Source organism: Streptomyces rimosus (assembly GCF_008704655.1).
Lineage (GTDB): Bacteria > Actinomycetota > Actinomycetes > Streptomycetales > Streptomycetaceae > Streptomyces > Streptomyces rimosus.
Window position 1 is genome coordinate 6,330,001 of record NZ_CP023688.1, and the last position, 22,166, is coordinate 6,352,166.

The following is a 22,166-nucleotide window of genomic DNA, read 5'->3' on the forward strand; positions in this document are numbered from 1 at the left end:
GTTGGGGTGGTGGGTGGCTGGTCGTTGCTTGAGAACTGCACAGTGGACGCGAGCATCTGTGGCCAAGTTTTTAAGGGCGCACGGTGGATGCCTTGGCACCAGGAACCGATGAAGGACGTGGGAGGCCGCGATAGGCCCCGGGGAGCTGTCAACCGAGCTTTGATCCGGGGGTGTCCGAATGGGGAAACCCGGCAGTCGTCATGGGCTGTCACCCGTACCTGAACTCATAGGGTATGTGGAGGGAACGCGGGGAAGTGAAACATCTCAGTACCCGCAGGAAGAGAAAACAACCGTGATTCCGGGAGTAGTGGTGAGCGAAACCGGATGAGGCCAAACCAGTCACGTGTGATACCCGGCAGGGGTTGCGTGGTTGGGGTTGTGGGAGTTCTCTTGATCGGTCTGCCGGCCGGTCGGTGAGTCAGAAACCGTTGATGTAGGCGAAGGACATGCGAAAGGTCCGGCGTAGAGGGTAAGACCCCCGTAGCTGAAACATTAGCGGCTCGCTTGAGAACCACCCAAGTAGCACGGGGCCCGTGAAATCCCGTGTGAATCTGGCGGGACCACCCGTTAAGCCTAAATATTCCCTGGTGACCGATAGCGGATAGTACCGTGAGGGAATGGTGAAAAGTACCGCGGGAGCGGAGTGAAATAGTACCTGAAACCGTGTGCCTACAAGCCGTGGGAGCGTCGCGCAGAGAACTTGTTCTTTGCGTCGTGACTGCGTGCCTTTTGAAGAATGAGCCTGCGAGTTTGCGGTATGTTGCGAGGTTAACCCGTGTGGGGAAGCCGTAGCGAAAGCGAGTCCGAAGAGGGCGATATAGTAGCGTGCCCAAGACCCGAAGCGGAGTGATCTAGCCATGGGCAGGTTGAAGCGGAGGTAAGACTTCGTGGAGGACCGAACCCACCAGGGTTGAAAACCTGGGGGATGACCTGTGGTTAGGGGTGAAAGGCCAATCAAACTCCGTGATAGCTGGTTCTCCCCGAAATGCATTTAGGTGCAGCGTCGTGTGTTTCTTGCCGGAGGTAGAGCACTGGATAGGCGATGGGCCCTACCGGGTTACTGACCTTAGCCAAACTCCGAATGCCGGTAAGTGAGAGCGCGGCAGTGAGACTGTGGGGGATAAGCTCCATGGTCGAGAGGGAAACAGCCCAGAGCATCGACTAAGGCCCCTAAGCGTGTGCTAAGTGGGAAAGGATGTGGAGTCGCAGAGACAACCAGGAGGTTGGCTTAGAAGCAGCCATCCTTGAAAGAGTGCGTAATAGCTCACTGGTCAAGTGATTCCGCGCCGACAATGTAGCGGGGCTCAAGCACACCGCCGAAGTCATGTCATTGCAGTATGTACTCCTAACGGGGACTGTGATGGGTAGGGGAGCGTCGTGTGCCGGGTGAAGCAGCGCCGGAAGGTAGTTGTGGACGGTTCACGAGTGAGAATGCAGGCATGAGTAGCGATACACACGTGGGAAACGTGTGCGCCGATTGACTAAGGGTTCCTGGGTCAAGCTGATCTGCCCAGGGTAAGTCGGGACCTAAGGCGAGGCCGACAGGCGTAGTCGATGGACAACCGGTTGATATTCCGGTACCCGCTTTGAAGCGCCAAACATCGAATCCTCTGATGCTAAGGCCGTGAAGCCGCCCTGGAGTCTTCGGACAAAGGGGAGTGGTGGAGCCGCTGATCCAAGGTGGTAGTAGGTGAGTGATGGGGTGACGCAGGAAGGTAGTCCAGCCCGGGCGGTGGTTGTCCCGGGGTAAGGGTGTAGGACGCACGGTAGGCAAATCCGTCGTGCATGAAGTCTGAGACCTGATGCCGAGCCGATTGTGGTGAAGTGGATGATCCTATGCTGTCGAGAAAAGCCTCTAGCGAGTTTCATGGCGGCCCGTACCCTAAACCGACTCAGGTGGTCAGGTAGAGAATACCGAGGCGTTCGGGTGAACTATGGTTAAGGAACTCGGCAAAATGCCCCCGTAACTTCGGGAGAAGGGGGGCCACGGCTGGTGATGGGACGTGCTCCCTGAGCTGGTGGTGGCCGCAGAGACCAGCGAGAAGCGACTGTTTACTAAAAACACAGGTCCGTGCGAAGCCGTAAGGCGATGTATACGGACTGACGCCTGCCCGGTGCTGGAACGTTAAGGGGACCGGTTAGCTCCATTTCGGTGGGGCGAAGCTGAGAACTTAAGCGCCAGTAAACGGCGGTGGTAACTATAACCATCCTAAGGTAGCGAAATTCCTTGTCGGGTAAGTTCCGACCTGCACGAATGGCGTAACGACTTCTCGACTGTCTCAACCATAGGCCCGGTGAAATTGCACTACGAGTAAAGATGCTCGTTTCGCGCAGCAGGACGGAAAGACCCCGGGACCTTTACTATAGCTTGATATTGGTGTTTGGTTCGGCTTGTGTAGGATAGGTGGGAGACTGTGAAGCCGTGACGCCAGTCATGGTGGAGTCGTTGTTGAAATACCACTCTGGTCGTGCTGGATGTCTAACCTGGGTCCGTGATCCGGATCAGGGACAGTGTCTGGTGGGTAGTTTAACTGGGGCGGTTGCCTCCTAAAGGGTAACGGAGGCGCCCAAAGGTTCCCTCAGCCTGGTTGGCAATCAGGTGTTGAGTGTAAGTGCACAAGGGAGCTTGACTGTGAGACTGACGGGTCGAGCAGGTACGAAAGTAGGGACTAGTGATCCGGCGGTGGCTTGTGGAAGCGCCGTCGCTCAACGGATAAAAGGTACCCCGGGGATAACAGGCTGATCTTCCCCAAGAGTCCATATCGACGGGATGGTTTGGCACCTCGATGTCGGCTCGTCGCATCCTGGGGCTGGAGTCGGTCCCAAGGGTTGGGCTGTTCGCCCATTAAAGCGGTACGCGAGCTGGGTTTAGAACGTCGTGAGACAGTTCGGTCCCTATCCGCTGTGCGCGTAGGAGTCTTGAGAAGGGCTGTCCCTAGTACGAGAGGACCGGGACGGACGAACCTCTGGTGTGCCAGTTGTTCTGCCAAGGGCATGGCTGGTTGGCTACGTTCGGAAAGGATAACCGCTGAAAGCATCTAAGCGGGAAGCCTGCTTCGAGATGAGGGCTCCCTCCCACTTGATGGGGTAAGGCTCCCAGTAGACGACTGGGTTGATAGGCCAGATATGGAAGACCGGTAACGGTTGGAGTTGACTGGTACTAATAGGCCGAGGGCTTGTCCTCAGTTGCTCGCGTCCACTGTGTTTGTTCTGAAGTAACGAACTTGCCTTGCTGGCTGGAGTTCATCTTCATAGTGTTTCGGTGGTCATAGCGTTAGGGAAACGCCCGGTTACATTTCGAACCCGGAAGCTAAGCCTTTCAGCGCCGATGGTACTGCAGGGGGGACCCTGTGGGAGAGTAGGACGCCGCCGAACAATCTTTGTGGGGGAGCCCCGCACCGTATGGTGCGGGGCTTTTCTGCGTTTAGAGTCGATGCGGACCGAAGCGCAGAGCGATCGACAGGGGGAACAGCGTGGCCACATCGCGCCGCCGCCAGGAACTTCGGGACTTCCTGATGAGCCGCCGGGCCCGGGTCAGCCCGGCCGACGCCGGCCTGCCCGACGGAGGCCGCCGCCGTACGCCGGGACTGCGCCGCGAAGAGGTCGCGGTGCTCGCGGGGGTCGGCGCCTCCTGGTACCAGTGGCTGGAACAGGGCCGCGACATCACCGTCTCGCCGCAGGTCCTGGACTCCGTGGCGCGGGTGCTGCGGCTGAGCGACACCGAGCGGCGGCACCTGTACGTACTGGCAGGGCTCAACCCGCCGCTGCCACAGGCCCCGGACCCCGCGATGCTCGACATGAGCGAGGGGCTGCAACGGCTGATCGACGCGTGGATGCCGTTCCCGGCGCACATCCTCGACCCGTACTGGAACTGCGTCGCCTACAACGAGGCGGCGCGGCTGGTCCTCAACTACGGCCAGAAGGGCTCCCGTTCCAACTGTCTGATCTCCTACTTCACCGATCCGGTCTATCGGTCCCGCGCCGCCAGCTGGGAGCGGAACGCGCCGACGATCGTGGCGCAGTACCGGGCGGCGTGGTCGCAGCGGGCCGGTGACGAGGGGTACGAGGACGTCGTGCGGGAGGTGTCCGCGGCCAGCGCGGAGTTCGCGGAGCTGTGGGCGCGCGGGGACGTGCAGGACGGCGGGCAGATCCACAAGGAGCTGGAGCACCCGCTCGTCGGCACGCTGCTGTTCGAAGCCACCCAGCTGCGGGTGCCGGCCCGCCCGGACCTGACCATCGTGCTGCACAACCCCCGCCGGACGGCGGAGGTGGACACGGCGGCGAAGCTGGAGTGGCTCACCTCGCCGGAGGGCCGGCGGGGCGGGATGTATTCGGTGGCGGGCTGACGGCCGGCCCAGGCGCGTACGGCACGCCGGACCGCCGCGCAGTCGTAGGCCCCCCCGCGCCTCCCGCGGCCCCCCGGACACATATGCTCGCCCGTATGAGCGAAGCCGCACCGCTGGACCCGGAAGACCGCAAGATCATCACGCTGGCCCGTTCCGCGCGGGCTCGCAACGGCGTGCCGGAAGGCGCCGCCGTCCGCGACGAGACCGGGCGCACGTATGTCGCCGGTACCGTCGCGCTGGAGTCGTTGCAGCTCAGCGCGTTGCGTACGGCGGTAGCGATGGCCGTCGCGAGCGGTGCGCAGTCGCTGGAGGCCGCCGCCGTGGTGACCGCGGCGCAGACCGCGACGGCCGAGGACCTCGCGGCCGTACGGGACCTGGGCGGCGCCGGGACGCCGGTGCTGGTCGCCGGTCCGGACGGCACGCTGCGGGCCACGGTCCAGGCGGGCTGACCGGCCGCGACGCCGCCCGTCACCCGGAGCGGACCGCACCCCCGACCGGCCCACCGCCACCAGCCGCACCCGCGACCGAGCCGCCGCCCCCGACCGGCCCACCGCCCCCGACCAGACCCAGCAGGGCCCGCTTGTCCGGCTTGCCGCTCCCCGCGACCGGTACCTCCGCGATGACGGTGATCGTGGCGGGCACGCTCGCGGGGCCCAGCTCCGCCGCGACGTGCGTGCGCAGCGCGGCCGGGTCGGGCCGCCGTTCCGCCGTCGGTACGACGAACGCGTGGGCGGCCTCGCCGGTCCGCTCGTCCGGCGCGCCCACGACGTACGCCTGGTCCACGTCCGGGTGCCGGGCCAGCGCCTGTTCGATGGCGCCCGCGTAGTGCAGTACGGCGTTGACGATGATCACCTCGCGGGTGCGCCCGGTGAGCCGCAGGAAGCCGTGCTCGTCGAGGCGGCCGAGGTCGCGGGTGCGTACCCAGCCGTCGCGCAGCACGGCGCGGGTCTCCGCCTCGTCGCGCCAGTAACCGGCCAGTGCCCCGGCGGTACGGACCCAGATCTCCCCGGTGGCGCCGTCGGCCGGCGGCTGCCCGCCGCCCGGGTCCCGTACGTCGATCTCCACCCCGTCCAAGGGCCGCCCCACCGTGCCGTACGCCGACCGGGGCCCGTGGGCGAGGTCGTCGGGCGTGAGCAGGGTCAGCATGCCGGTCTCGGTCTGGCCGTATCCCTGGTGCACGACCGGGCCGAGCCGTTCGGTGGCCTCGGCGAGGCGGTGCGGCGCCAGGGGGGATCCGGCCACGAGCAGGGCGCGCAGGCTGCTGGTGTCCACGGGCTCGGTACGCAGGGTGTCCAGGATGTGGTACAGCCGGGGGACGGTGAGCAGGCAGGCGGTGATGCGGTGCCGCGCGAAGACCTCCGGGAAGGACGGCGGCGGGTCGGGGATGACGGCGGTGCCGCCGCCGAGGAGGCACAGCCCCAGATGCTCGAAGATCACCGCGCTGGTGAGGGTGCCGAAGAGCAGGAAGCGCGCGTAGGCGGCGGCGAGCGCGGAGGTCCGCGCGGTCCAGCGGGCGGGCTGCCACGACCAACTCGCGCTCAGGCTGCGGTAGGTGTGGGCGCACCGCTTGGGCTGCCCGGTGCTGCCGCTGGTCAGGGTGATCAGCGCGATGTCGTCCGGGCGCCCGCGGGGCACGAGGTCGTCCGGTGAGGTGGCGACCGCCGTACTCAACAGGTCCTTTTCCAGGCGGAGTCGGCCGAGGTCACCGGCTGCCGTGAAGAGTTCGGGGGTGCCCGACGGCTCGTCGTGCACCAGGACGTCGATGCCGTCGGACAGGATCTGCGCGAGGTGCCGCGGCGGCAGTCCGGGGCGCAGGCCGGTCAGCCGGGCGCCCAGCAAGTGCACCGCCAGGTGCAGGGCGAACGTCTCGGGGGTGACACCGGCGGCGACCGCGACGGACGAGCCCGGGCCGATGCCCGCGGCGCGCAGTCCGCGTACGCAGCGGGCGGCCCGGTCCAGGACCTCGCGGCGCGGGACGGCGCGTCCCCGGTGTTCGAAGGCCGCCGTGTCCGGCTGCCGTCGGAAGGCGTCGACGAGGGCGTGCGGGAAGACGTGGTCGCGGGGCAATGGGCTTTCGGCTGGCTGATTCATTTCGCTGCATCCGCTCCTGGAGGTGAACGGCTGAAATGCGTCACGGGACCGGCGGGACAAGCGGGGCGTGGCGTACGGGCGGAGCAATGCGGGGGCCCGCCGGGGCGCGACAGAACGGCGTTCCGGGTAAAAGTCCCGGACCTTGTGACACTGGCTTCCGCAGCGTACTCGCAAACCTCAAAAAAGGTGTGACGCAGATCACTTAATCGCGTACTGGTGCCGTGCTTTAACACTCAAGTAATGTCGGTTTCCGCTCCATCTCCATCCTTCGCAGGTGACAGGAGAATTGCGTGAGCCACGAAGAAACGACGGACTATCTGGTGGTCGGTGCGGGACCCGCCGGATTACAGGCCGGATATTTTCTGCAGCAGGCCGGGCGCAGTTATCTCATCGTGGAGGCCGGTGCGGCCCCCGGTACGTTTTTCACCCGCTTTCCCCGGCACCGCACGCTCATTTCCATCAACAAGGTGCACACCGGGTGGGACGACCCCGAGCTGAACATGCGCACCGACTGGAACTCCCTGCTCTCCGACGAGCGCACCCCGCTGTTCACCGCCCGCACCCCGCGCTATTTCCCCGCCGCCGACGAGATGGTCGGCTATCTCGCCGACTTCGCCGCCACGCACCGGCTCCGCATCCGCTACAACACCCACGTCACCGAGATCTCCCGGCCGGACGGCGGCCCGTCCGGCCCCGGCGACTTCCACGTCCGTACCGCCGACGGCGCCGTCCTGCGCGCCCGGCGGCTCATCGTGGCGACCGGCGTGACCCGCCCGTACGTGCCCCCCATCGAGGGCGTCGAGGAGGTCGAGCGCTACGACGAGGTGGACGTGGACCCGGCCGCCTTCACCGGGCAGCGGGTGCTGATCATCGGCCGCGGCAACTCCGCGTTCGAAACCGCGGACAACCTCATCGAGACCGCCTCCGTCATCCACGTCGCCGGCCCCGGCTCGCTGAAGCTCGCCTGGCAGACCCATTTCGTCGGACACCTGCGGGCCGTCAACAACAACTTTCTCGACACCTATCAGCTGAAATTGCAGAACGCGGTGCTGGACGGCAACATCCTGCGTATCCGGCGGCAAGCGGACGGTACCTATAAGGTCTCCGTGTCCTTTTCCCGGGTCCAGGAAGTCGTCAAGGACATCGTGTACGACCGGGTCATCCTCGCCACCGGATTCCGCTTCGACCCGACGATATTCGCCCCGGCGTGCCGCCCCGAACTGGCGATCAACGACAGATTCCCGGCGCAGACCGACGCCTGGGAATCCGTGAACGTACCCGGGCTGTACTTCGCCGGCACCATCACCCAGGTACGCGATTTCAAGAAAACCACCAGTGGTTTCATCCACGGCTTCCGGTACGGCGTACGGGCCCTGCACCGCATCCTCGAAGCCCGCCACCACGGCCGGCCCTGGCCCGCCCGGACGCTGCCCGGCACCGCCGAGGCCGTCACCGACGCGGCGATCGCCCGCGTCAACCGCAGCTCGGCGCTCTTCCAGATGTTCGGCTTCCTCGCCGACGCGGTGCTCGTCGACCGGGACGGCACGGCCCGCTACTGCGAAGAGGTCCCGGTCGACCATCTGCACACCGCCGTCGCGGACGGCGGCTTCGGCGACATCGACCGGTACTTCACCGTCACCCTCGAATACGGCGAGGGCCACGACAAGGTGAACCCCTTCGACATCACCGCGGGCCGCAACTCCCAGCAGGACACCACCGGCCTGGACGGCCGCTACCTGCACCCCGTGATCCGCGCCTTCGACGGCGCGGCGCCCGGCAAGGCGACCGCCGAGCACCACGTCACCGAGAACCTCGAAAACGAGTGGGACAGCGAGGAGGTCCACCGCGCGCCCCTGCGGAGCTTCCTGCGTACCCGGCTCTCCGAGCGGGACGCGGCGGCCCGGCCGTGATCCCCACCCTCGCCGACCTGCACGAACAGGCGCGGGAACGGCTCGCCCCCCGGGTGTACGACTACTTCGCCGGCGGCGCCGGCGGGGAGACGGCCCTGCGCGAGAACGAGGCGGCGTTCCGCAGGCTCGCCCTGCTGCCCCGCGTCCTGCGCGGGGCGGCCACCCGCGACCTGTCCGTCACGCTGTGCGGCGACCGCCTGTCCCTGCCCGTCCTGGTCTCGCCCACCGCCTTTCACCGCCTCGCCCATCCGGAGGGCGAACTCGCCACCGCCCGCGCGACGGCGGCGGCCGGCACGGTCCTGGTCACCGGCATGGCGGCGACCGTGCCGGTGGCCGAGGTGACCGCCGCCGCCCGCGCGGTACGGGCCGATGCGCCCGTGTGGTTCCAGCTCTATCTGCAGCCCGAACCGGAGGTCACGCTCGCGCTGGTGCGCCGGGCGGAGCGGGCCGGGTGCTCGGCGCTGGTCGTCACCGTCGACTCGCCGGTCTTCGGCCGCCGCGAACGCGACGCCCGGCACGGCTTCGACGACCTGCCCGACGGCCTGGCCGCCGAGAACATGCGCGGCCTGCCCGGCGCCCCGGACGGCCGCCCCCGCGACATCGCCATGACGCCGGGCCTCTCCTGGGACGACCTGCGCCGGCTGCGGGCGCAGACCCGGCTGCCGGTGCTGCTCAAGGGCATCCTGCACCCAGGCGACGCCCGGATCGCCGTCGCCGAGGGCGTGGACGGCCTGCTGGTCTCCAACCACGGCGGCCGTCAGCTCGACGCCGCACCGGCGAGCATCGAGGCGCTGCCCGCCGTCGTCCTGGCCGTCGCGGGCCGGGTGCCGGTGCTGCTGGACGGCGGCGTACGGCGGGGCTCGGACGCGGCCGTGGCCCTCGCCCTGGGTGCGTCGGCCGTGGGTATCGGCCGCCCGGTGCTGTGGGGCCTGGCCGCGGACGGCGAGAAGGGCGTCCGGCACGTACTGGAGCTGCTGCGCGCCGAGTTCGACCACGTACTGGCGCTGTGCGGCGGCGGCAGCCCGGCCGACCTCGGGCCGGACCTGGTGGTCGCGCGGGGGAGTGCGCGCGGCGAAGGCGAAGGGGAGGCCCGATGAACACCCTCCGCACCGCCAAGCTGCTCGCCGCCGCGGCCGGTCTCCTCTCCGTCCCGTACTGGCTGCCGCGCTCCGTCGTCGCCGCCCGCGTCGCGCTCTTCGCGCGGATCAACGGCGACGAGGGCATCGCCTTCCCGAGCGCCGACGTCCCCGCCGACCGCTTCCAGGAGATCTACTCCCACCCCGCCGCCAACGGCCGCAGCCGGGGCGCCGCCCTCTCGGACCTCTTCTGGTACTGGCTGGCGCCCGGCCCCGAGGTGCACCAGGAGCACCTGGAGGACGGCCCGCGCTACGACGAGGTCGCCCGTACCACCCTCGCCGTGCTGGGCGGTCCCAGCCGCGAGCTGTCCGCCGCGGTGGCCCGCCGTACCGCCGCCGTGCTCGACGAACTGGTCACCGGCCGGGCCGAGTTGGTCCGGCTGCGCGACCTGATGATGCCGGTGTGGGCGGAGTTCTTCTACGGACTCGTGTTCCGCGAACCGTGCCCGCCGTACGTCCGGCGCCTGATCGTGGACAACGCCGCCGACGTGGTCAACTCCCTGAAGTGCACCCGGCTCCGCCACCCGGCCCGCCGCGCCCGCCTCACCCGCCACCTGCGGCAGCGCATCGCCGCCGGGACCGTACCGCCGCACCACCTGCCGGGCTCCCTCACGCCCGACGAGCAGGCGTACTACCTCCAGGGCACCTTCTTCAACACGGCCATCGTCCAGATGTCCGAGGCCATGGCCCACCTGCTGCTGGTCCTCGCCCAGCACCCGGAGGCGCAGCGCAGGCTCGCCGCCGGACCGGACGACGACCGGTACTTCTCCAACGTCCTCAACGAGACGCTGCGGCTCTACCCGCTCTTCGGCGTCGCCCACCGCATCAGCACGGACGACATCCCGCTCGGCCCCGGCACGGCCATCCCCGCCGGCTCCGTCCTGTGCTTCAACTACCCCGACTACCACGCCACCGGCTACACCGACCCCGAGGTCTTCGACCCCGCCCGCTGGGACCGCCTGGTGGCCAAGGAGCAGCACCACATCCCGTTCGGCGTCGCCGCCAACCGGCCGTGCCCGGCCTGGCGGCTCGCCCCGCTGGCCATGCACGCCGCGACCCGCGAGGTGCTGCGCCGCTTCACCCTCCACTCCACCGTCGCCCACACCCGCTCCATCCCGCACCGCGCCCCCTGCCTGCTGGTCCGGCGCGACCGTCCGCTGCCGAAGCACCGGCTGCTCGCCGCCCGGGTCTTCCTGAGGGTGCGCGACCGGTGGGAGGACGTGTGGCGCAGCTGCGTCCAGCTCGTCCTCGGTACGTGGATGGTGCTCGACGCCCGCCGCCTGCGCCCGGCCGAGCGCTACTTCGCCACCCACGACACGCAGGGCGTCCCGCTGCCGGGCACCGCCCCCGCCCCGGCGCGCTGTCCGTACCCGCACGCCTGACCCACGAGCCCGCCCCGTCCGGGCCCGGCACCCGGGCCCGCCCGTCCCCGTACGTCCCCGCGAGCCGAAGGGCGTTCCGCCATGTCCACCACCGAGTTGGGGCCGGTCTTCTTCCTGGCCGTCGTCGTCATCCTGCTCGTCTGCCGGCTGGTCGGCCGGGCCCTGCGCGCACTGGGCCAGCCGCCCGTGGTGGGCGAGATGGTCGCCGGCGTGGTGCTGGGGCCGTCCGTGCTGGGCCTGCTGGCGCCCGGCGTGGAGGCGGCCCTCTTCCCGCCGGAACTGCGGCCCGCGCTGTATGTCGCCGGGCAGATCGGCCTGGTCGTCTTCATGTTCCAGACCGGCTACGAGTTCCGTACGGCGGGCATCCGGAGGGTGGCCAAGCCGGCCACGATGATCTCCTCGGCCGGCATCCTCGTACCGTTCGCGCTGGGCGTGGGGCTGACCTACGCCGTCCACGACAGCGTCGACGTCTTCCCGAAGGACGTGGCCGTCGGCGTCTCGGCCCTCTTCGTCGGCGTAACTCTCGCGATCACCGCGTTCCCCATGCTGGCCCGCATCATCACCGAGCGCGGCCTGACCGGCACCCGCTTCGGCTCCCTGTCCCTGGCGTCCGGCGCGGTGGACGACGCGCTGGCGTGGGTGCTGCTCGCCGGGGTGCTGGGCATGGCCGGCAGCGGCACCGGGCCGCTGCTCATCGCCCTCGCCGGGAGCGCCGGCCTGGTGGTCGTCCTCGCGCTGCTCGCCCGCTCCGGCACCCGCCTGGCGGGCCTCACCCACCGCCGGGCCCCCGACGAGCTGCTGCTGGTCACCGTCGTCCTGCTCTTCCTCGCCGCCTGGTACACCGACCGCATCGGCCTGTACGCGGTCTTCGGCGCGTTCAGCCTGGGCGTGGTCTTCCCGCGCTCCGAGGCGGTGGACCGCGCGATCGAGGCGATCGGGCCGATCAGCCGGATCGTCTTCCTGCCGCTGTTCTTCACCTACTCCGGCCTGAACACCGACTTCGCGCTGCTGGCCTCGCCCGGCCTGCTGCTGTTCACCGTGGCCTGCGTCGCCCTGGCCGTCCTCGGCAAGCTGGGCGCCTGCTGGCTGGCGGCCCGGGCGGCGGGGGAGGAGGGCGCGGTCGCGCTGCGCATCGGGACGCTGATGAACGCGCGGGGCCTGATGCAGCTCATCGCGATCAACATCGGCCTGGCGGCCGGCATCGTGACGCCGTCGCTGTTCGCGGTGCTGGTCGTGGTGGCGCTGGTGACGACGGTGATGGCCACCCCGCTGCTCACCCTGTGGGACCGCATCGACGCCCGCCGGGCGGTCGGCCCGGCGCGGGCGGAGCGGGTCGGCGCCGCGCCCTGAGCGGGCCGCGTACGGTACGGGCCGCCGGCCGCCGCCCGACCGGGTGGTCGGCGCGGCTCCGGCGATCGGGGACAATGGGCGCCATGAGCGTTCCCACAGAGTCCTCCGCACCGCACCGCGCCGGCTTCGCCTGCTTCGTCGGCCGCCCGAACGCGGGCAAGTCGACCCTCACGAACGCTCTGGTCGGTACGAAGGTGGCCATCACCTCCAACCGCCCGCAGACCACCCGGCACACCGTGCGCGGCATCGTGCACCGCCCGGACGCCCAGCTCGTCCTGGTCGACACCCCGGGCCTGCACAAGCCGCGCACCCTGCTCGGCGAGCGGCTCAACGACGTCGTACGCACCACCTGGGCCGAGGTCGACGTGATCGGCTTCTGCCTGCCCGCCGACCAGAAGCTCGGCCCCGGCGACCGCTTCATCGCGGGCGAGCTGGCCGGGATCAAGAAGACCCCGAAGATCGCCATCGTCACCAAGACCGACCTGGTCGACTCCAAGCAGCTCGCCGAACAGCTGCTCGCCGTCGACCGGCTCGGCCAGGAGCTGGGCATCGAGTGGGCGGAGATCATTCCGGTCTCGGCGGTCGGCGACAAGCAGGTGCAGCTCGTCGCGGACCTGCTCGTCCCGATGCTCCCCGAGAGCCCCCCGCTCTACCCCGAGGGCGACCTCACCGACGAGCCCGAGCAGGTCATGGTCGCCGAGCTGATCCGCGAGGCGGCCCTCGAAGGCGTACGGGACGAGCTGCCGCACTCCATCGCCGTCGTCGTCGAGGAGATGCTGCCGCGCGAGGACCGCCCGGCCGACAAGCCGCTGCTGGACATCCACGCCAACGTCTACATCGAGCGGCCCAGCCAGAAGGGGATCATCATCGGCCCCAAGGGGAAGCGGCTGAAGGAGGTCGGCATGAAGTCCCGCAAGCACATCGAGGCGCTGCTCGGCACGCCGGTCTACCTCGACCTGCACGTCAAGGTCGCCAAGGACTGGCAGCGCGACCCGAAGCAACTGCGCAAGCTCGGCTTCTGAGCCCCGCCGGACCCGCTCACTCCACCCCACGGATCCGCCGCACCAGCAGCGCCCCCGCCAGCCCGGTGCCCGCCGCGAGCAGGTACAGCACCGGGTAGCCGCCCAGATACGTCACGACGGGCGCGGCCAGTGCGGGGGCGGCGACCTGAGGCAGCGAGTTGGCGATGTTGATGATGCCGAGGTCCCTGCCCCGGTCGGCGGCGGCCGGCAGCACGTCCGTCATCAGCGCGAAGTCCACCGACGTGAAGACGCCGAAGCCGACGCCCAGCAGCGCGGCGGCGACCAGCGCGCCGGTCCAGGTCTGCCACCCGGCGAGCAGCGCGGTGGCCACCGCCATGATCACACCGGACCACAGGACGAACGGTTTGCGCCGCCCTGTACGGTCCGACCAGATCCCGCCGACGACGACCGTGGCGAGCAGCAGCACCCCGTTGACGGCGGTCAGCACCAGCACGCCGTCCTCGGGGCGCGGCCGGTGCAGCGCGTCGCGCAGGTAGTACAGCAGGTAGAGCAGCGCGATCGCGTTGCCGAGGTTGACCAGGAAGCGGGTCAGCCAGGCCCAGGCCAGGTCGGGGTGGCGGCGCGGGCTGATCCAGAACCCGGCGAGGAAGGCCCGCCACGCGAACGGCGGCCGGTCGGCGCGCCCGATCCGCAGGTCCCGGTAGCGCAGTACGTACGGGAGCGTGGCCAGCACCGTGAAGGCGGCGCACGCCACGTACCCCGCCGCGATGCCGCCGGCGGCGGACGCCAACCCCGTACCGGCCACCACGCCGAGGAACTGCGCCGCGCCCAGCCAGCCGCCGACCGTGCCGCGCTGGGCGTGCGGGACGCGGTCCGGGACGGCCGCGGTCACCGCCGCGAACGCGGCGTTGAGCGCCAGCTGCACCAGGCACCACCCGGCCGCCATGGCGGCGACGCCCCGGGCCGCCGCCAGCAGGCACAGCGCCGCCGCGCCGCCGAGGACACCGGCCGCGATCCACGGCGTACGGCGCCCGAAGCGGGACGTCGTACGGTCCGACAGCGCGCCGAAGAGCGGGTTGGCGACCAGGGAGACCGCGGCGCCCAGGCCCGTGACCCAGGCCAGCACCGACTCCTTCGACATGCCGGGCGGCGCCAGCTCGGCCGCCTGGAGGGCGAGCAGGACCTGGATCGGGCCGTACCAGCCGGCCCAGACCGCCCCGTTCGCCAGCGCCAGCGCGGCGGTCCAGCCGCGGCCCACCCGCACGGCCGGCTCGGCGAGGGCCCCGGGCGTCTCCGCGGCCCCCGCCCCGGTCACGACTGCGCCCGCAGCGCGTCCCGCAGCCAGTGGTACGACGCCTTCGGCGTGCGCGCCAGCGTCCCGTAGTCGACGTGCACCAGCCCGAACCTCCGGGCGTACCCCTCGGCCCACTCGAAGTTGTCCAGCAGCGACCAGACGAAGTATCCGCGCACGTCCACCCCGGCGGTGACCGCGTCGTGCACGGCCCGGATGTGCGCGTCCAGGAAGGCGATCCGCTCCCGGTCCTCGACGCCCTCGTACGAGCAGCCGTTCTCGGTGATGACGACCGGCGGCAGGCGGTCGCCGTACCGGTCGCGGAACCCGGTCAGCAGCTCGGTCAGCGCCGCGGGCACCACCGGCCAGCCGAAGTCCGTCAGCGGATACCCCTCGATCGCCCGCGGCGCGAACGGCAGCCCCGGCGGCAGCTCGATCCCCGCGAACGCGGCCGGTCCGCCGTCCGCCGCCCGCGGCGCCCCGACCTGCGTCGGCTGGTAGTAGTTCACCCCGTACCAGTCCAGCGGCTCACCGATGATCCGCAGATCCTCGTCCAGGTACGCGCCGGACAGCAGCGCGGCCGTCAGCTCCTCCTCCGGATAGCGCCCGAGCAGCACCGGCTCGGCGAACAACCGATTCAGCAGCAGGTCGTACAACCCCGCCGCTTCCTGATCGGCGGCCGACTCCGACGCGGCCCACGTGGGCCCGTGGGAATTGGCGATCCCGATATTGTCAGCCCCTCGCGCCCGCAGCGCCTGTACGGCCAGCCCGTGCCCCAGCAGCTGATGATGTGCCGCGGGAAGCGCCTCGAACCCCAGCTGCCTGCCCGGCGCGTGCTGCCCCAGCCCGTACCCCAGCAGCGTCAGCTCGGCGGGCTCGTTGAGCGTGATCCACCGGTCCACCCGGTCCCCGAGCCGCGCCGCGACGGCATCCGCGTACGCCGCGAACCGCTGTGCCGTATCCCGCTCCAGCCAGCCGCCCGCCGCCTCGACGGCCTCCGGAGTGTCCCAGTGGAAGAGCGTCGGCACCGGCCGGACGCCCGCCGCGCACAGCTCGTCCACCAGCCGGTCGTAGAAGTCCAGCCCCGCCGCGTTGACCCGCGGCCCGCCGTCCGGCATCACCCGGGGCCAGGCCACCGAGAACCGGTACGCGCCGACCCCCAGCTCCCTGATCAGCGCCACGTCTTCCCGGTACCGGTGGTAGTGATCGGTCGCCACCCGCGCGTCCGATCCGTCCTTGATCCGGCCGGCCTCCGCGGCGAAGCCGTCCCACGCCGACCGCCCCCGCCCGTCCTCGTCCGCCGCCCCCTCGATCTGATGGGCGGAGGTCGAGACTCCCCACACGAAATCCTCGGGAAAGCGGGGCAGCGCAGACGACGGACTCCCGTCCGGCACACGCGAAGCGTCCATGCGCCGGATAGTGATTACCGCCGCGTATGGGTGTCAAGAGGCGTGCGGGAGGCGGGAGTTACCGGCCGGTGGCCGGTCAGCTGCCCTCCTTCAGCACTCTGCTGATCAGCCGGCGCTGTTCGTCGGTGAGGCGGGGGTCGGAGGCGTAGACCGTGTCGCCGTCGATGGTGATCTGGTAGCTGAAACCGTCGGGGACGCCAACCGGGGGCGTGCCCCGGCCGGCGGCGGCTGCCCGCTCGGCCAGGGCGTGCCACTCCGCGGCATCGGGCAGGCCCGAGGTGTCGACCTCGGCGTGCCGCTCGATGCCGGCGAAGCCGCCGGTGCGCCGTACTTGAATCCGCATGACGGGCTTCCTACCCAGTGGGACGCGGGGAAACGGACAGAACGGGCCAGAAGCGGGCGGGATCAGTTGCTCGGAACCCCCACCTGCGACCAGGCCTTCTGGAGGGCCTGGAGCTCCGCGCCCTCACCGTACTTGCTGCGCGCCGTGGCGACCGTCAGGCGCGCGAAGTCGGCGAACTGGGCGTCCTTGTCCAGCTGGCCGCCGGTCAGCGTGTCGTACCAGATCTGGCCGGCCCGCTCCCACGCGTTGCCGCCGAGGTCCGTGGCGAGCAGGTAGAAGGCGTGGTTGGGGATGCCGGAGTTGATGTGCACGCCGCCGTTGTCGCGCGAGGTCTTGACGTAGTGGTCCATCGTCGCGGGCTGCGGGTCCTTGCCCAGCACGTCGTCGTCGTACGCGGTGCCCGGGGCCTTCATCGAGCGCAGCGCCTCGCCGGTGACGTTCGGGCCGAGCAGTCCGGCGCCGATCAGCCAGTCGGCCTGAGAGGTGTTCTGGCCGAGCGCGTACTGCTTGATCAGCGAACCGAAGACGTCCGACATGGACTCGTTGAGCGCGCCGGACTGACCGAAGTAGTCCAGATTGGCGGTGTGCTGGGTCACGCCGTGGGTCAGTTCGTGACCGATGACGTCGATGGGGATGGTGAAGTCGAGGAACAGGTCGTTGTCGCCGTCGCCGAAGACCATCCGCTGGCCGTCCCAGAAGGCGTTGTCGTACTTCACGCCGTAGTGGACGGTGGCGTCCAGCGGCAGGCCGGAGTCGTCGATGGAGTGCCGGCCGTACACCTTCAGGTACAGCTCGAAGGTCGCGCCGAGGCCCGCGTGCGCGCGGTTGACGGAGGCGTCCTTGGACGGCTTGTCGGCCTCGGCGTGCACCTTCTTGCCCGGCAGCGTTTCCAGGTGCCGCGCGTCGTAGATGGTGCGGTTCGGCTTGTCCGACGGGGTGCCGGTGGGCGCCCCGAGGCCGCGGACGGTGATGATGCGGCGCCGGGTGCGCTGCAGGGCGTCGTGCTCCAGGGTGCGCAGGGCGCGCTCGGAGCGGTCGGTGTCCTCCAACTGCGACAGGTGGTCGAGGACGTGGGGCGGCACGATCGTGCAGAACACGGGGTGGGCCTCAGTGGCTTCAGGGTTCATGCACGGCAATGTGGCACTGGGTCACAGGCATGTCACTCCCTGCCGTCATGATTCCTGAAAACGTGTGGTTGATCGTGGATTGGGGGTTAGATCCGCCCGGTCCCGCATACTGATACGGGGCCGCCGATCTCGTGTCGCCTCGGCTAGGGTGCTGTGCATCATGCGTTACGGGCTGCTTCTCCTTAGCTGCCGCGGCGAGGGTCTGTTGTCGTAGGGCCGACCCCCTCCCCGCGGGATTCGGTGCTGCGATCTTCGCCCCGTCGGCCTCTTCCCCCGCGGACACACGAGGAGCCCCGCGTCATCATGACGAATCCGTCGATCCCTGCTGAGAACTCCGTCGGCCGCCCCACGCCCATCACCAACGCGACCCGCACCCAGAAGCCGTCCGGCCTGCCCATCCACCGCTACGGCGCCTACGAGGCCGTGGACATCCCGGACCGCACCTGGCCGGACAACCGCATCACCGTGGCCCCCCGCTGGCTGTCCACGGACCTGCGCGACGGCAACCAGGCGCTGATCGACCCGATGTCGCCGGTCCGCAAGCGGGAGATGTTCGACCTGCTGGTGAAGATGGGCTACAAGGAGATCGAGGTCGGCTTCCCCTCGTCCGGCCAGACCGACTTCGACTTCGTACGCTCGATCATCGAAGAGGGCGCGATCCCCGAGGACGTGACGATCTCCGTCCTGACCCAGGCCCGCGAGGAGCTGATCGAGCGCACCGTCGAGTCGCTGCGCGGCGCCCACAAGGCCACCGTCCACCTGTACAACGCCACCGCGCCGGTCTTCCGGCGGGTGGTCTTCCGCGGCTCGCGCGAGCAGGTCAAGCAGATCGCGGTGGACGGCACCCGGCTGGTCATGGAGTACGCGGACAAGATCCTGGGCGACCAGACGGCCTTCGGCTACCAGTACAGCCCGGAGATCTTCACCGACACCGAGCTGGACTTCGCGCTGGAGGTCTGCGAGGGCGTCATGGACGTCTGGCAGCCCGAGGCGGGGCGCGAGATCATCCTGAACCTGCCGGCCACCGTCGAGCGCTCCACCCCCTCCACCCACGCCGACCGCTTCGAGTGGATGTCGCGCAACCTGTCGCGGCGCGAGCACATCTGCCTGTCCGTGCACCCGCACAACGACCGCGGTACCGCGGTGGCCGCCGCCGAGCTGGCGATCATGGCGGGCGCGGACCGTATCGAGGGCTGCCTGTTCGGCCAGGGCGAGCGCACCGGCAACGTCGACCTGGTCACCCTGGGCATGAACCTGTTCAGCCAGGGCGTGGACCCGCAGATCGACTTCTCGCAGATCGACGAGATCCGCCGGACCGCCGAGTACTGCAACCAGATGGAGGTCCACCCGCGCCACCCCTACGCGGGCGACCTGGTCTACACCGCCTTCTCCGGCTCCCACCAGGACGCCATCAAGAAGGGCTTCGAGGCCATGGAGGTCCAGGCGGCGGAGCAGGGCAAGGCCGTGGACGACCTGGAGTGGGCGGTCCCGTACCTGCCCATCGACCCCAAGGACGTCGGCCGCTCGTACGAGGCCGTGATCCGCGTCAACTCGCAGTCCGGCAAGGGCGGCATCGCCTACGTCCTGAAGAACGACCACAAACTGGACCTGCCGCGCCGGATGCAGATCGAGTTCTCGAAGATCATCCAGGAGAAGACCGACGCCGAGGGCGGCGAGGTCACGCCGGACGCGATCTGGTCGGCCTTCCAGGACGAGTACCTGCCGACCCCGGAGAACGCCTGGGGCCGGATCGCGCTGCGCAGCGCGCAGACCTCCACCACCACCGAGAACACCGACGCGCTGACCGTCGAGGCGGTCGTGGACGGCGCCGACGCGGTCCTGACCGGCACCGGCAACGGCCCGCTGGCGGCGTTCTTCGACGCGCTGCACGCCATCGACGTGGACGTACGGCTGCTGGACTACGTCGAGCACACGATGAGCGAGGGAGTGGGCGCCCAGGCCGCCGCGTACATCGAGTGCGCGATCGGCGACAAGGTGCTGTGGGGCGTCGGCATCGACGGCAACATCGTGCGCGCCTCGATCAAGGCGGCCGTCTCCGCGGTCAACCGCGCGAGCCGCTGATCACCGGGCCGTCCGCGCGGATCGGCGCACGGCCCGGCGGACGGCCCGCCGAACGGCCCTGACCTGCGGCATACCGAGCGCCCCCCGGTTCTCCTCGCGAGCGCCGGGGGGCGCTTGGGCGTTCAACCGGTTTAAACGGCCGTCTTGTCCGGTCCGCAGTACTGACGGCACATCTCCGATGTGGCTAACATCACGTCAACGCGGCAAGGATGCCGGAGCGTTACGGAGGGTCGACGTGATGCACAAACTGGCTGTGGTGGGTGTGCGGACGTCCTGGCGCACCGTCGCCGACGGCGAGTTCTTCTGCCCCGAGTGCGGCGGGGACCGCAACTACCTCCGGCGGACCGGCCGCCGCCGGCTGACGGTCCTGGGCCTCCCGCTGCTGCCGCGCGGCACCGCGGGCCCGGTCGTCGAGTGCTCCGCCTGCCGCGGCCACTTCGCCCTGGACGCGCTGGACCACCCCACCACGACCCGCTTCTCGGCGATGCTGCGGGACGCCGTGCACACCGTCACGCTGGCCGTGCTGGCCGCCGGCGGCACCACCTCGCCCGGGGTGCGCAGCACCGCCGTCGGCACGGTGCGCGCGGCGGGCTTCGCGGACTGTACGGAGGACCAGCTGCTGACCCTGCTCGCCGCGCTCGCGGCCGACACCGGCCGGCTGCCCGGCGCGCACGACGGCGCCCTGTCCCGTACCGCGCCCGGAAGCCTCGGGCGGCCCGGCGGCGGGCTCGACCCGTGCGGCACCGCGCTGGCCATAGAGCTGCACGAGGCCCTGGAGCCGCTGGCCCCGCACCTCGCCCCGGCCGGCCGGGAGTCCCTGCTCCTCCAGGGCGCCCGGATCGCCCTCGCCGACGGCCCGTACCTGCCGTCCGAGCGCGAGGTCCTGACCACCGTCGGCACGGCCCTCCTGCTGTGCCCGGACGACACCGCCCGGCTGCTGGCGGCGGCCCGCACGCCGTCCTGAGGCCGCACCACGGGGCCGTACGGCCGTCCCCGCCGGGTGCGCGAGAATGGACCGCATGAGTCTGTTCCGCGATGACGGCATTGTGCTGCGTACCCAGAAGCTGGGCGAGGCGGACCGGATCATCACGTTCCTCACCCGCGGTCACGGCCGGGTCCGGGCGGTGGCCCGGGGCGTGCGCCGCACCAAGTCCAAGTTCGGCGCGCGGCTGGAGCCGTTCTCCCACGTCGACGTGCAGTTCTACGCCCGCGGCAGCGAGCTGGTCGGGCGCGGTCTGCCGATGTGCACACAGAGTGAGACCATCGCTCCCTACGGTGGCGGCATCGTCACGGACTACGCCCGCTACACCGCCGGCACGGCCATGCTGGAGACCGCCGAGCGCTTCACCGACCACGAGGGCGAGCCGGCCGTGCAGCAGTATCTGCTGCTGGTCGGCGGGCTGCGGACGCTGGCGCGCGGCGAACACGAGCCGCACCTGGTGCTGGACGCGTTCCTGCTGCGCTCGCTCGCGGTCAACGGCTACGCCCCCAGCTTCGACGGCTGCGCCAAGTGCGGCCTGCCCGGCCCGAATCGGTTCTTCTCGGTGGGCTCCGGCGGCGTGGTGTGCGGCGACTGCCGGGTGCCGGGCAGCGTCGTACCCTCCTCGGAGGCCATCGCGCTGCTCGCGGCGCTGCTGTCCGGCGACTGGGCGACGGCGGACGCGTGCGAGCCCCGGCACGTACGGGAGGGCAGCGGCCTCGTTGCGGCGTATCTGCAGTGGCACTTGGAGCGCGGACTGCGCTCGCTGCGGTACGTGGAGAAGTAGATAGGCTCAGCAGCTCGAAGGCGACTACCGGTGCGGAGACCGGGCGGCGGCCCGGACCCGGACCCACCACGCAGCACGCACTACGGCATAGGAGATGTGGACGGGATGGCACGACGCGGAATTCTGGGGCGCGGCCGACGCGAATACGAGACCCCCGAGCCGCACCCCTCCGGTGCGCGTCCGCCGAAGATCCCCGGCGAGCTCGTCCCGAACCACGTGGCGGTCGTCATGGACGGCAACGGCCGCTGGGCCAAGGAGCGCGGGCTGCCCCGCACCGAGGGCCACAAGGTCGGCGAGGGCGTCGTCCTCGACGTGCTCAAGGGCTGCATCGAGATGGGCGTCAAGAACCTGTCGCTGTACGCCTTCTCCACGGAGAACTGGAAGCGCTCGCCCGAGGAGGTGCGCTTCCTGATGAACTTCAACCGCGATGTCATCCGCCGCCGCCGGGACGAGATGGACGCGCTGGGCATCCGTATCCGCTGGGTCGGCCGGATGCCGAAGCTGTGGAAGTCCGTGGTGCAGGAGCTCCAGGTCGCCCAGGAGCAGACCAAGGACAACGACGCCATGACGCTGTACTTCTGCGTCAACTACGGCGGCCGGGCGGAGATCGCGGACGCGGCGGCGGCCATCGCCGCGGACGTACGGGCCGGGAAGCTGGACCCGGGCAAGGTCAACGAGAAGACCGTGGCCAAGTACATGTACTACCCGGACATGCCGGACGTGGACCTGTTCGTACGGCCCTCCGGCGAGCAGCGCACGTCCAACTACCTGATCTGGCAGAGCGCCTACGCGGAGATGGTGTTCCAGGACATTCTCTGGCCGGATTTCGACCGGCGGAACCTGTGGGACGCCTGCCTCGAATACGCCAGGCGGGACCGCCGCTTCGGCGCGGCGCCGGAGGCGGAGCCCACGAAGAAGTAGCGCCGCCCCACCCGTACGCGAACGAGGCC

16 protein-coding genes and 2 rRNA genes are annotated in these 22,166 nt (G+C 69.9%); 13 read left to right on the forward strand and 5 right to left on the reverse strand.

Annotation, left to right across the window (positions count from 1 at the left end):
• Positions 1-60: 60 nt before the first annotated feature.
• The 4 genes from CP984_RS27370 to CP984_RS27385 all read left to right on the forward strand — a co-directional run bounded on the left by CP984_RS27370 (position 61) and on the right by CP984_RS27385 (position 4,795).
• A 23S ribosomal RNA gene (locus CP984_RS27370) occupies positions 61-3,184 on the forward strand.
• A gap of 74 nt (positions 3,185-3,258) precedes the next feature.
• Positions 3,259-3,375 (forward strand): 5S ribosomal RNA (rrf, locus tag CP984_RS27375).
• A gap of 98 nt (positions 3,376-3,473) precedes the next feature.
• Positions 3,474-4,346, forward strand: coding sequence for a helix-turn-helix transcriptional regulator (locus CP984_RS27380; RefSeq protein ID WP_003980767.1), 873 nt, complete (start codon positions 3,474-3,476; stop codon positions 4,344-4,346).
• An 83-nt stretch (positions 4,347-4,429) separates the two neighbouring features.
• Positions 4,430-4,795 carry a hypothetical protein gene (locus CP984_RS27385; RefSeq protein ID WP_003980766.1) on the forward strand — a complete coding sequence of 122 codons (366 nt, stop codon included), beginning with the start codon at positions 4,430-4,432 and terminating at the stop codon, positions 4,793-4,795.
• A gap of 19 nt (positions 4,796-4,814) precedes the next feature.
• On the opposite strand, the gene CP984_RS27390 is transcribed toward CP984_RS27385, so the two are convergent.
• On the reverse strand, positions 4,815-6,437 hold the full coding sequence (locus CP984_RS27390; protein ID WP_078575567.1) for a class I adenylate-forming enzyme family protein: 1,623 nt from the start codon (positions 6,435-6,437) through the stop codon (positions 4,815-4,817).
• Positions 6,438-6,727: 290 nt separating this feature from the next.
• Between CP984_RS27390 and CP984_RS27395 the strand changes: the two genes are divergently transcribed.
• The 5 genes from CP984_RS27395 to era all read left to right on the forward strand — a co-directional run bounded on the left by CP984_RS27395 (position 6,728) and on the right by era (position 13,237).
• Positions 6,728-8,347 (forward strand): NAD(P)-binding domain-containing protein, encoded by a 1,620-nt coding sequence (locus tag CP984_RS27395; protein WP_003980764.1) that lies wholly within the window; start codon positions 6,728-6,730, stop codon positions 8,345-8,347.
• On the forward strand, positions 8,344-9,444 hold the full coding sequence (locus tag CP984_RS27400; protein WP_003980763.1) for an alpha-hydroxy acid oxidase: 1,101 nt from the start codon (positions 8,344-8,346) through the stop codon (positions 9,442-9,444). Before CP984_RS27395 ends, CP984_RS27400 begins: the two co-directional genes overlap by 4 nt.
• Positions 9,441-10,865 carry a cytochrome P450 gene (locus CP984_RS27405; protein ID WP_003980762.1) on the forward strand — a complete coding sequence of 475 codons (1,425 nt, stop codon included), beginning with the start codon at positions 9,441-9,443 and terminating at the stop codon, positions 10,863-10,865. Before CP984_RS27400 ends, CP984_RS27405 begins: the two co-directional genes overlap by 4 nt.
• A gap of 81 nt (positions 10,866-10,946) precedes the next feature.
• Positions 10,947-12,215, forward strand: a complete 1,269-nt coding sequence (locus tag CP984_RS27410; protein ID WP_003980761.1) for a cation:proton antiporter — start codon at positions 10,947-10,949, stop codon at positions 12,213-12,215.
• 83 nt (positions 12,216-12,298) lie between these two features.
• The gene (gene era / locus CP984_RS27415; protein ID WP_003980760.1) at positions 12,299-13,237 is read left to right on the forward strand and encodes a GTPase Era; all 939 of its coding nucleotides are present in this window, start codon (positions 12,299-12,301) and stop codon (positions 13,235-13,237) included.
• 16 nt (positions 13,238-13,253) lie between these two features.
• Here the strand turns inward: era and CP984_RS27420 are convergent, their stop codons facing one another.
• The 4 genes from CP984_RS27420 to CP984_RS27435 form a co-directional block, all read right to left on the reverse strand.
• On the reverse strand, positions 13,254-14,513 hold the full coding sequence (locus tag CP984_RS27420) for an MFS transporter (protein WP_003980759.1): 1,260 nt from the start codon (positions 14,511-14,513) through the stop codon (positions 13,254-13,256).
• Complete coding sequence (locus CP984_RS27425) at positions 14,510-15,898, reverse strand: GH1 family beta-glucosidase (protein WP_030183049.1); 1,389 nt, start codon at positions 15,896-15,898, stop codon at positions 14,510-14,512. The genes CP984_RS27420 and CP984_RS27425 overlap by 4 nt, the downstream gene beginning before the upstream one ends.
• 76 nt (positions 15,899-15,974) lie before the next feature.
• Entirely contained in the window at positions 15,975-16,241 is a 267-nt protein-coding gene (locus CP984_RS27430; RefSeq protein WP_003980757.1) for a protealysin inhibitor emfourin, read from the reverse strand.
• Positions 16,242-16,303: 62 nt separating this feature from the next.
• Complete coding sequence (locus CP984_RS27435) at positions 16,304-17,368, reverse strand: M4 family metallopeptidase (RefSeq protein ID WP_030183051.1); 1,065 nt, start codon at positions 17,366-17,368, stop codon at positions 16,304-16,306.
• A 303-nt stretch (positions 17,369-17,671) separates the two neighbouring features.
• Here CP984_RS27435 and leuA point away from each other — a divergent pair, with 303 nt between their 5' ends.
• The 4 genes from leuA to CP984_RS27455 all read left to right on the forward strand — a co-directional run bounded on the left by leuA (position 17,672) and on the right by CP984_RS27455 (position 22,137).
• Complete coding sequence (leuA, locus tag CP984_RS27440; protein WP_003980755.1) at positions 17,672-19,450, forward strand: 2-isopropylmalate synthase; 1,779 nt, start codon at positions 17,672-17,674, stop codon at positions 19,448-19,450.
• A gap of 238 nt (positions 19,451-19,688) precedes the next feature.
• Positions 19,689-20,414, forward strand: coding sequence for a tellurite resistance TerB family protein (locus CP984_RS27445; protein WP_003980754.1), 726 nt, complete (start codon positions 19,689-19,691; stop codon positions 20,412-20,414).
• A gap of 55 nt (positions 20,415-20,469) precedes the next feature.
• Positions 20,470-21,216 carry a DNA repair protein RecO gene (recO, locus tag CP984_RS27450; RefSeq protein WP_003980753.1) on the forward strand — a complete coding sequence of 249 codons (747 nt, stop codon included), beginning with the start codon at positions 20,470-20,472 and terminating at the stop codon, positions 21,214-21,216.
• A 105-nt stretch (positions 21,217-21,321) separates the two neighbouring features.
• Positions 21,322-22,137 carry an isoprenyl transferase gene (locus tag CP984_RS27455; protein WP_003980752.1) on the forward strand — a complete coding sequence of 272 codons (816 nt, stop codon included), beginning with the start codon at positions 21,322-21,324 and terminating at the stop codon, positions 22,135-22,137.
• Positions 22,138-22,166 lie beyond the last annotated feature (29 nt).

Bases quoted from the DNA above. Each gene is read 5' to 3' on its own strand.
- CP984_RS27410 (WP_003980761.1), top strand. From the start codon at position 10,947: ATGTCCACCACCGAGTTGGGGCCGGTCTTCTTCCTGGCCGTCGTCGTC.
- CP984_RS27430 (WP_003980757.1), bottom strand. From the start codon at position 16,241: ATGCGGATTCAAGTACGGCGCACCGGCGGCTTCGCCGGCATCGAGCGG.
- CP984_RS27445 (WP_003980754.1), top strand. From the start codon at position 19,689: ATGCACAAACTGGCTGTGGTGGGTGTGCGGACGTCCTGGCGCACCGTC.
- leuA (WP_003980755.1), top strand. From the start codon at position 17,672: ATGACGAATCCGTCGATCCCTGCTGAGAACTCCGTCGGCCGCCCCACG.
- CP984_RS27390 (WP_078575567.1), bottom strand. From the start codon at position 6,437: ATGAATCAGCCAGCCGAAAGCCCATTGCCCCGCGACCACGTCTTCCCG.
- CP984_RS27435 (WP_030183051.1), bottom strand. From the start codon at position 17,368: ATGAACCCTGAAGCCACTGAGGCCCACCCCGTGTTCTGCACGATCGTG.
- CP984_RS27385 (WP_003980766.1), top strand. From the start codon at position 4,430: ATGCTCGCCCGTATGAGCGAAGCCGCACCGCTGGACCCGGAAGACCGC.
- recO (WP_003980753.1), top strand. From the start codon at position 20,470: ATGAGTCTGTTCCGCGATGACGGCATTGTGCTGCGTACCCAGAAGCTG.
- CP984_RS27405 (WP_003980762.1), top strand. From the start codon at position 9,441: ATGAACACCCTCCGCACCGCCAAGCTGCTCGCCGCCGCGGCCGGTCTC.
- CP984_RS27425 (WP_030183049.1), bottom strand. From the start codon at position 15,898: ATGGACGCTTCGCGTGTGCCGGACGGGAGTCCGTCGTCTGCGCTGCCC.
- CP984_RS27455 (WP_003980752.1), top strand. From the start codon at position 21,322: ATGGCACGACGCGGAATTCTGGGGCGCGGCCGACGCGAATACGAGACC.
- era (WP_003980760.1), top strand. From the start codon at position 12,299: ATGAGCGTTCCCACAGAGTCCTCCGCACCGCACCGCGCCGGCTTCGCC.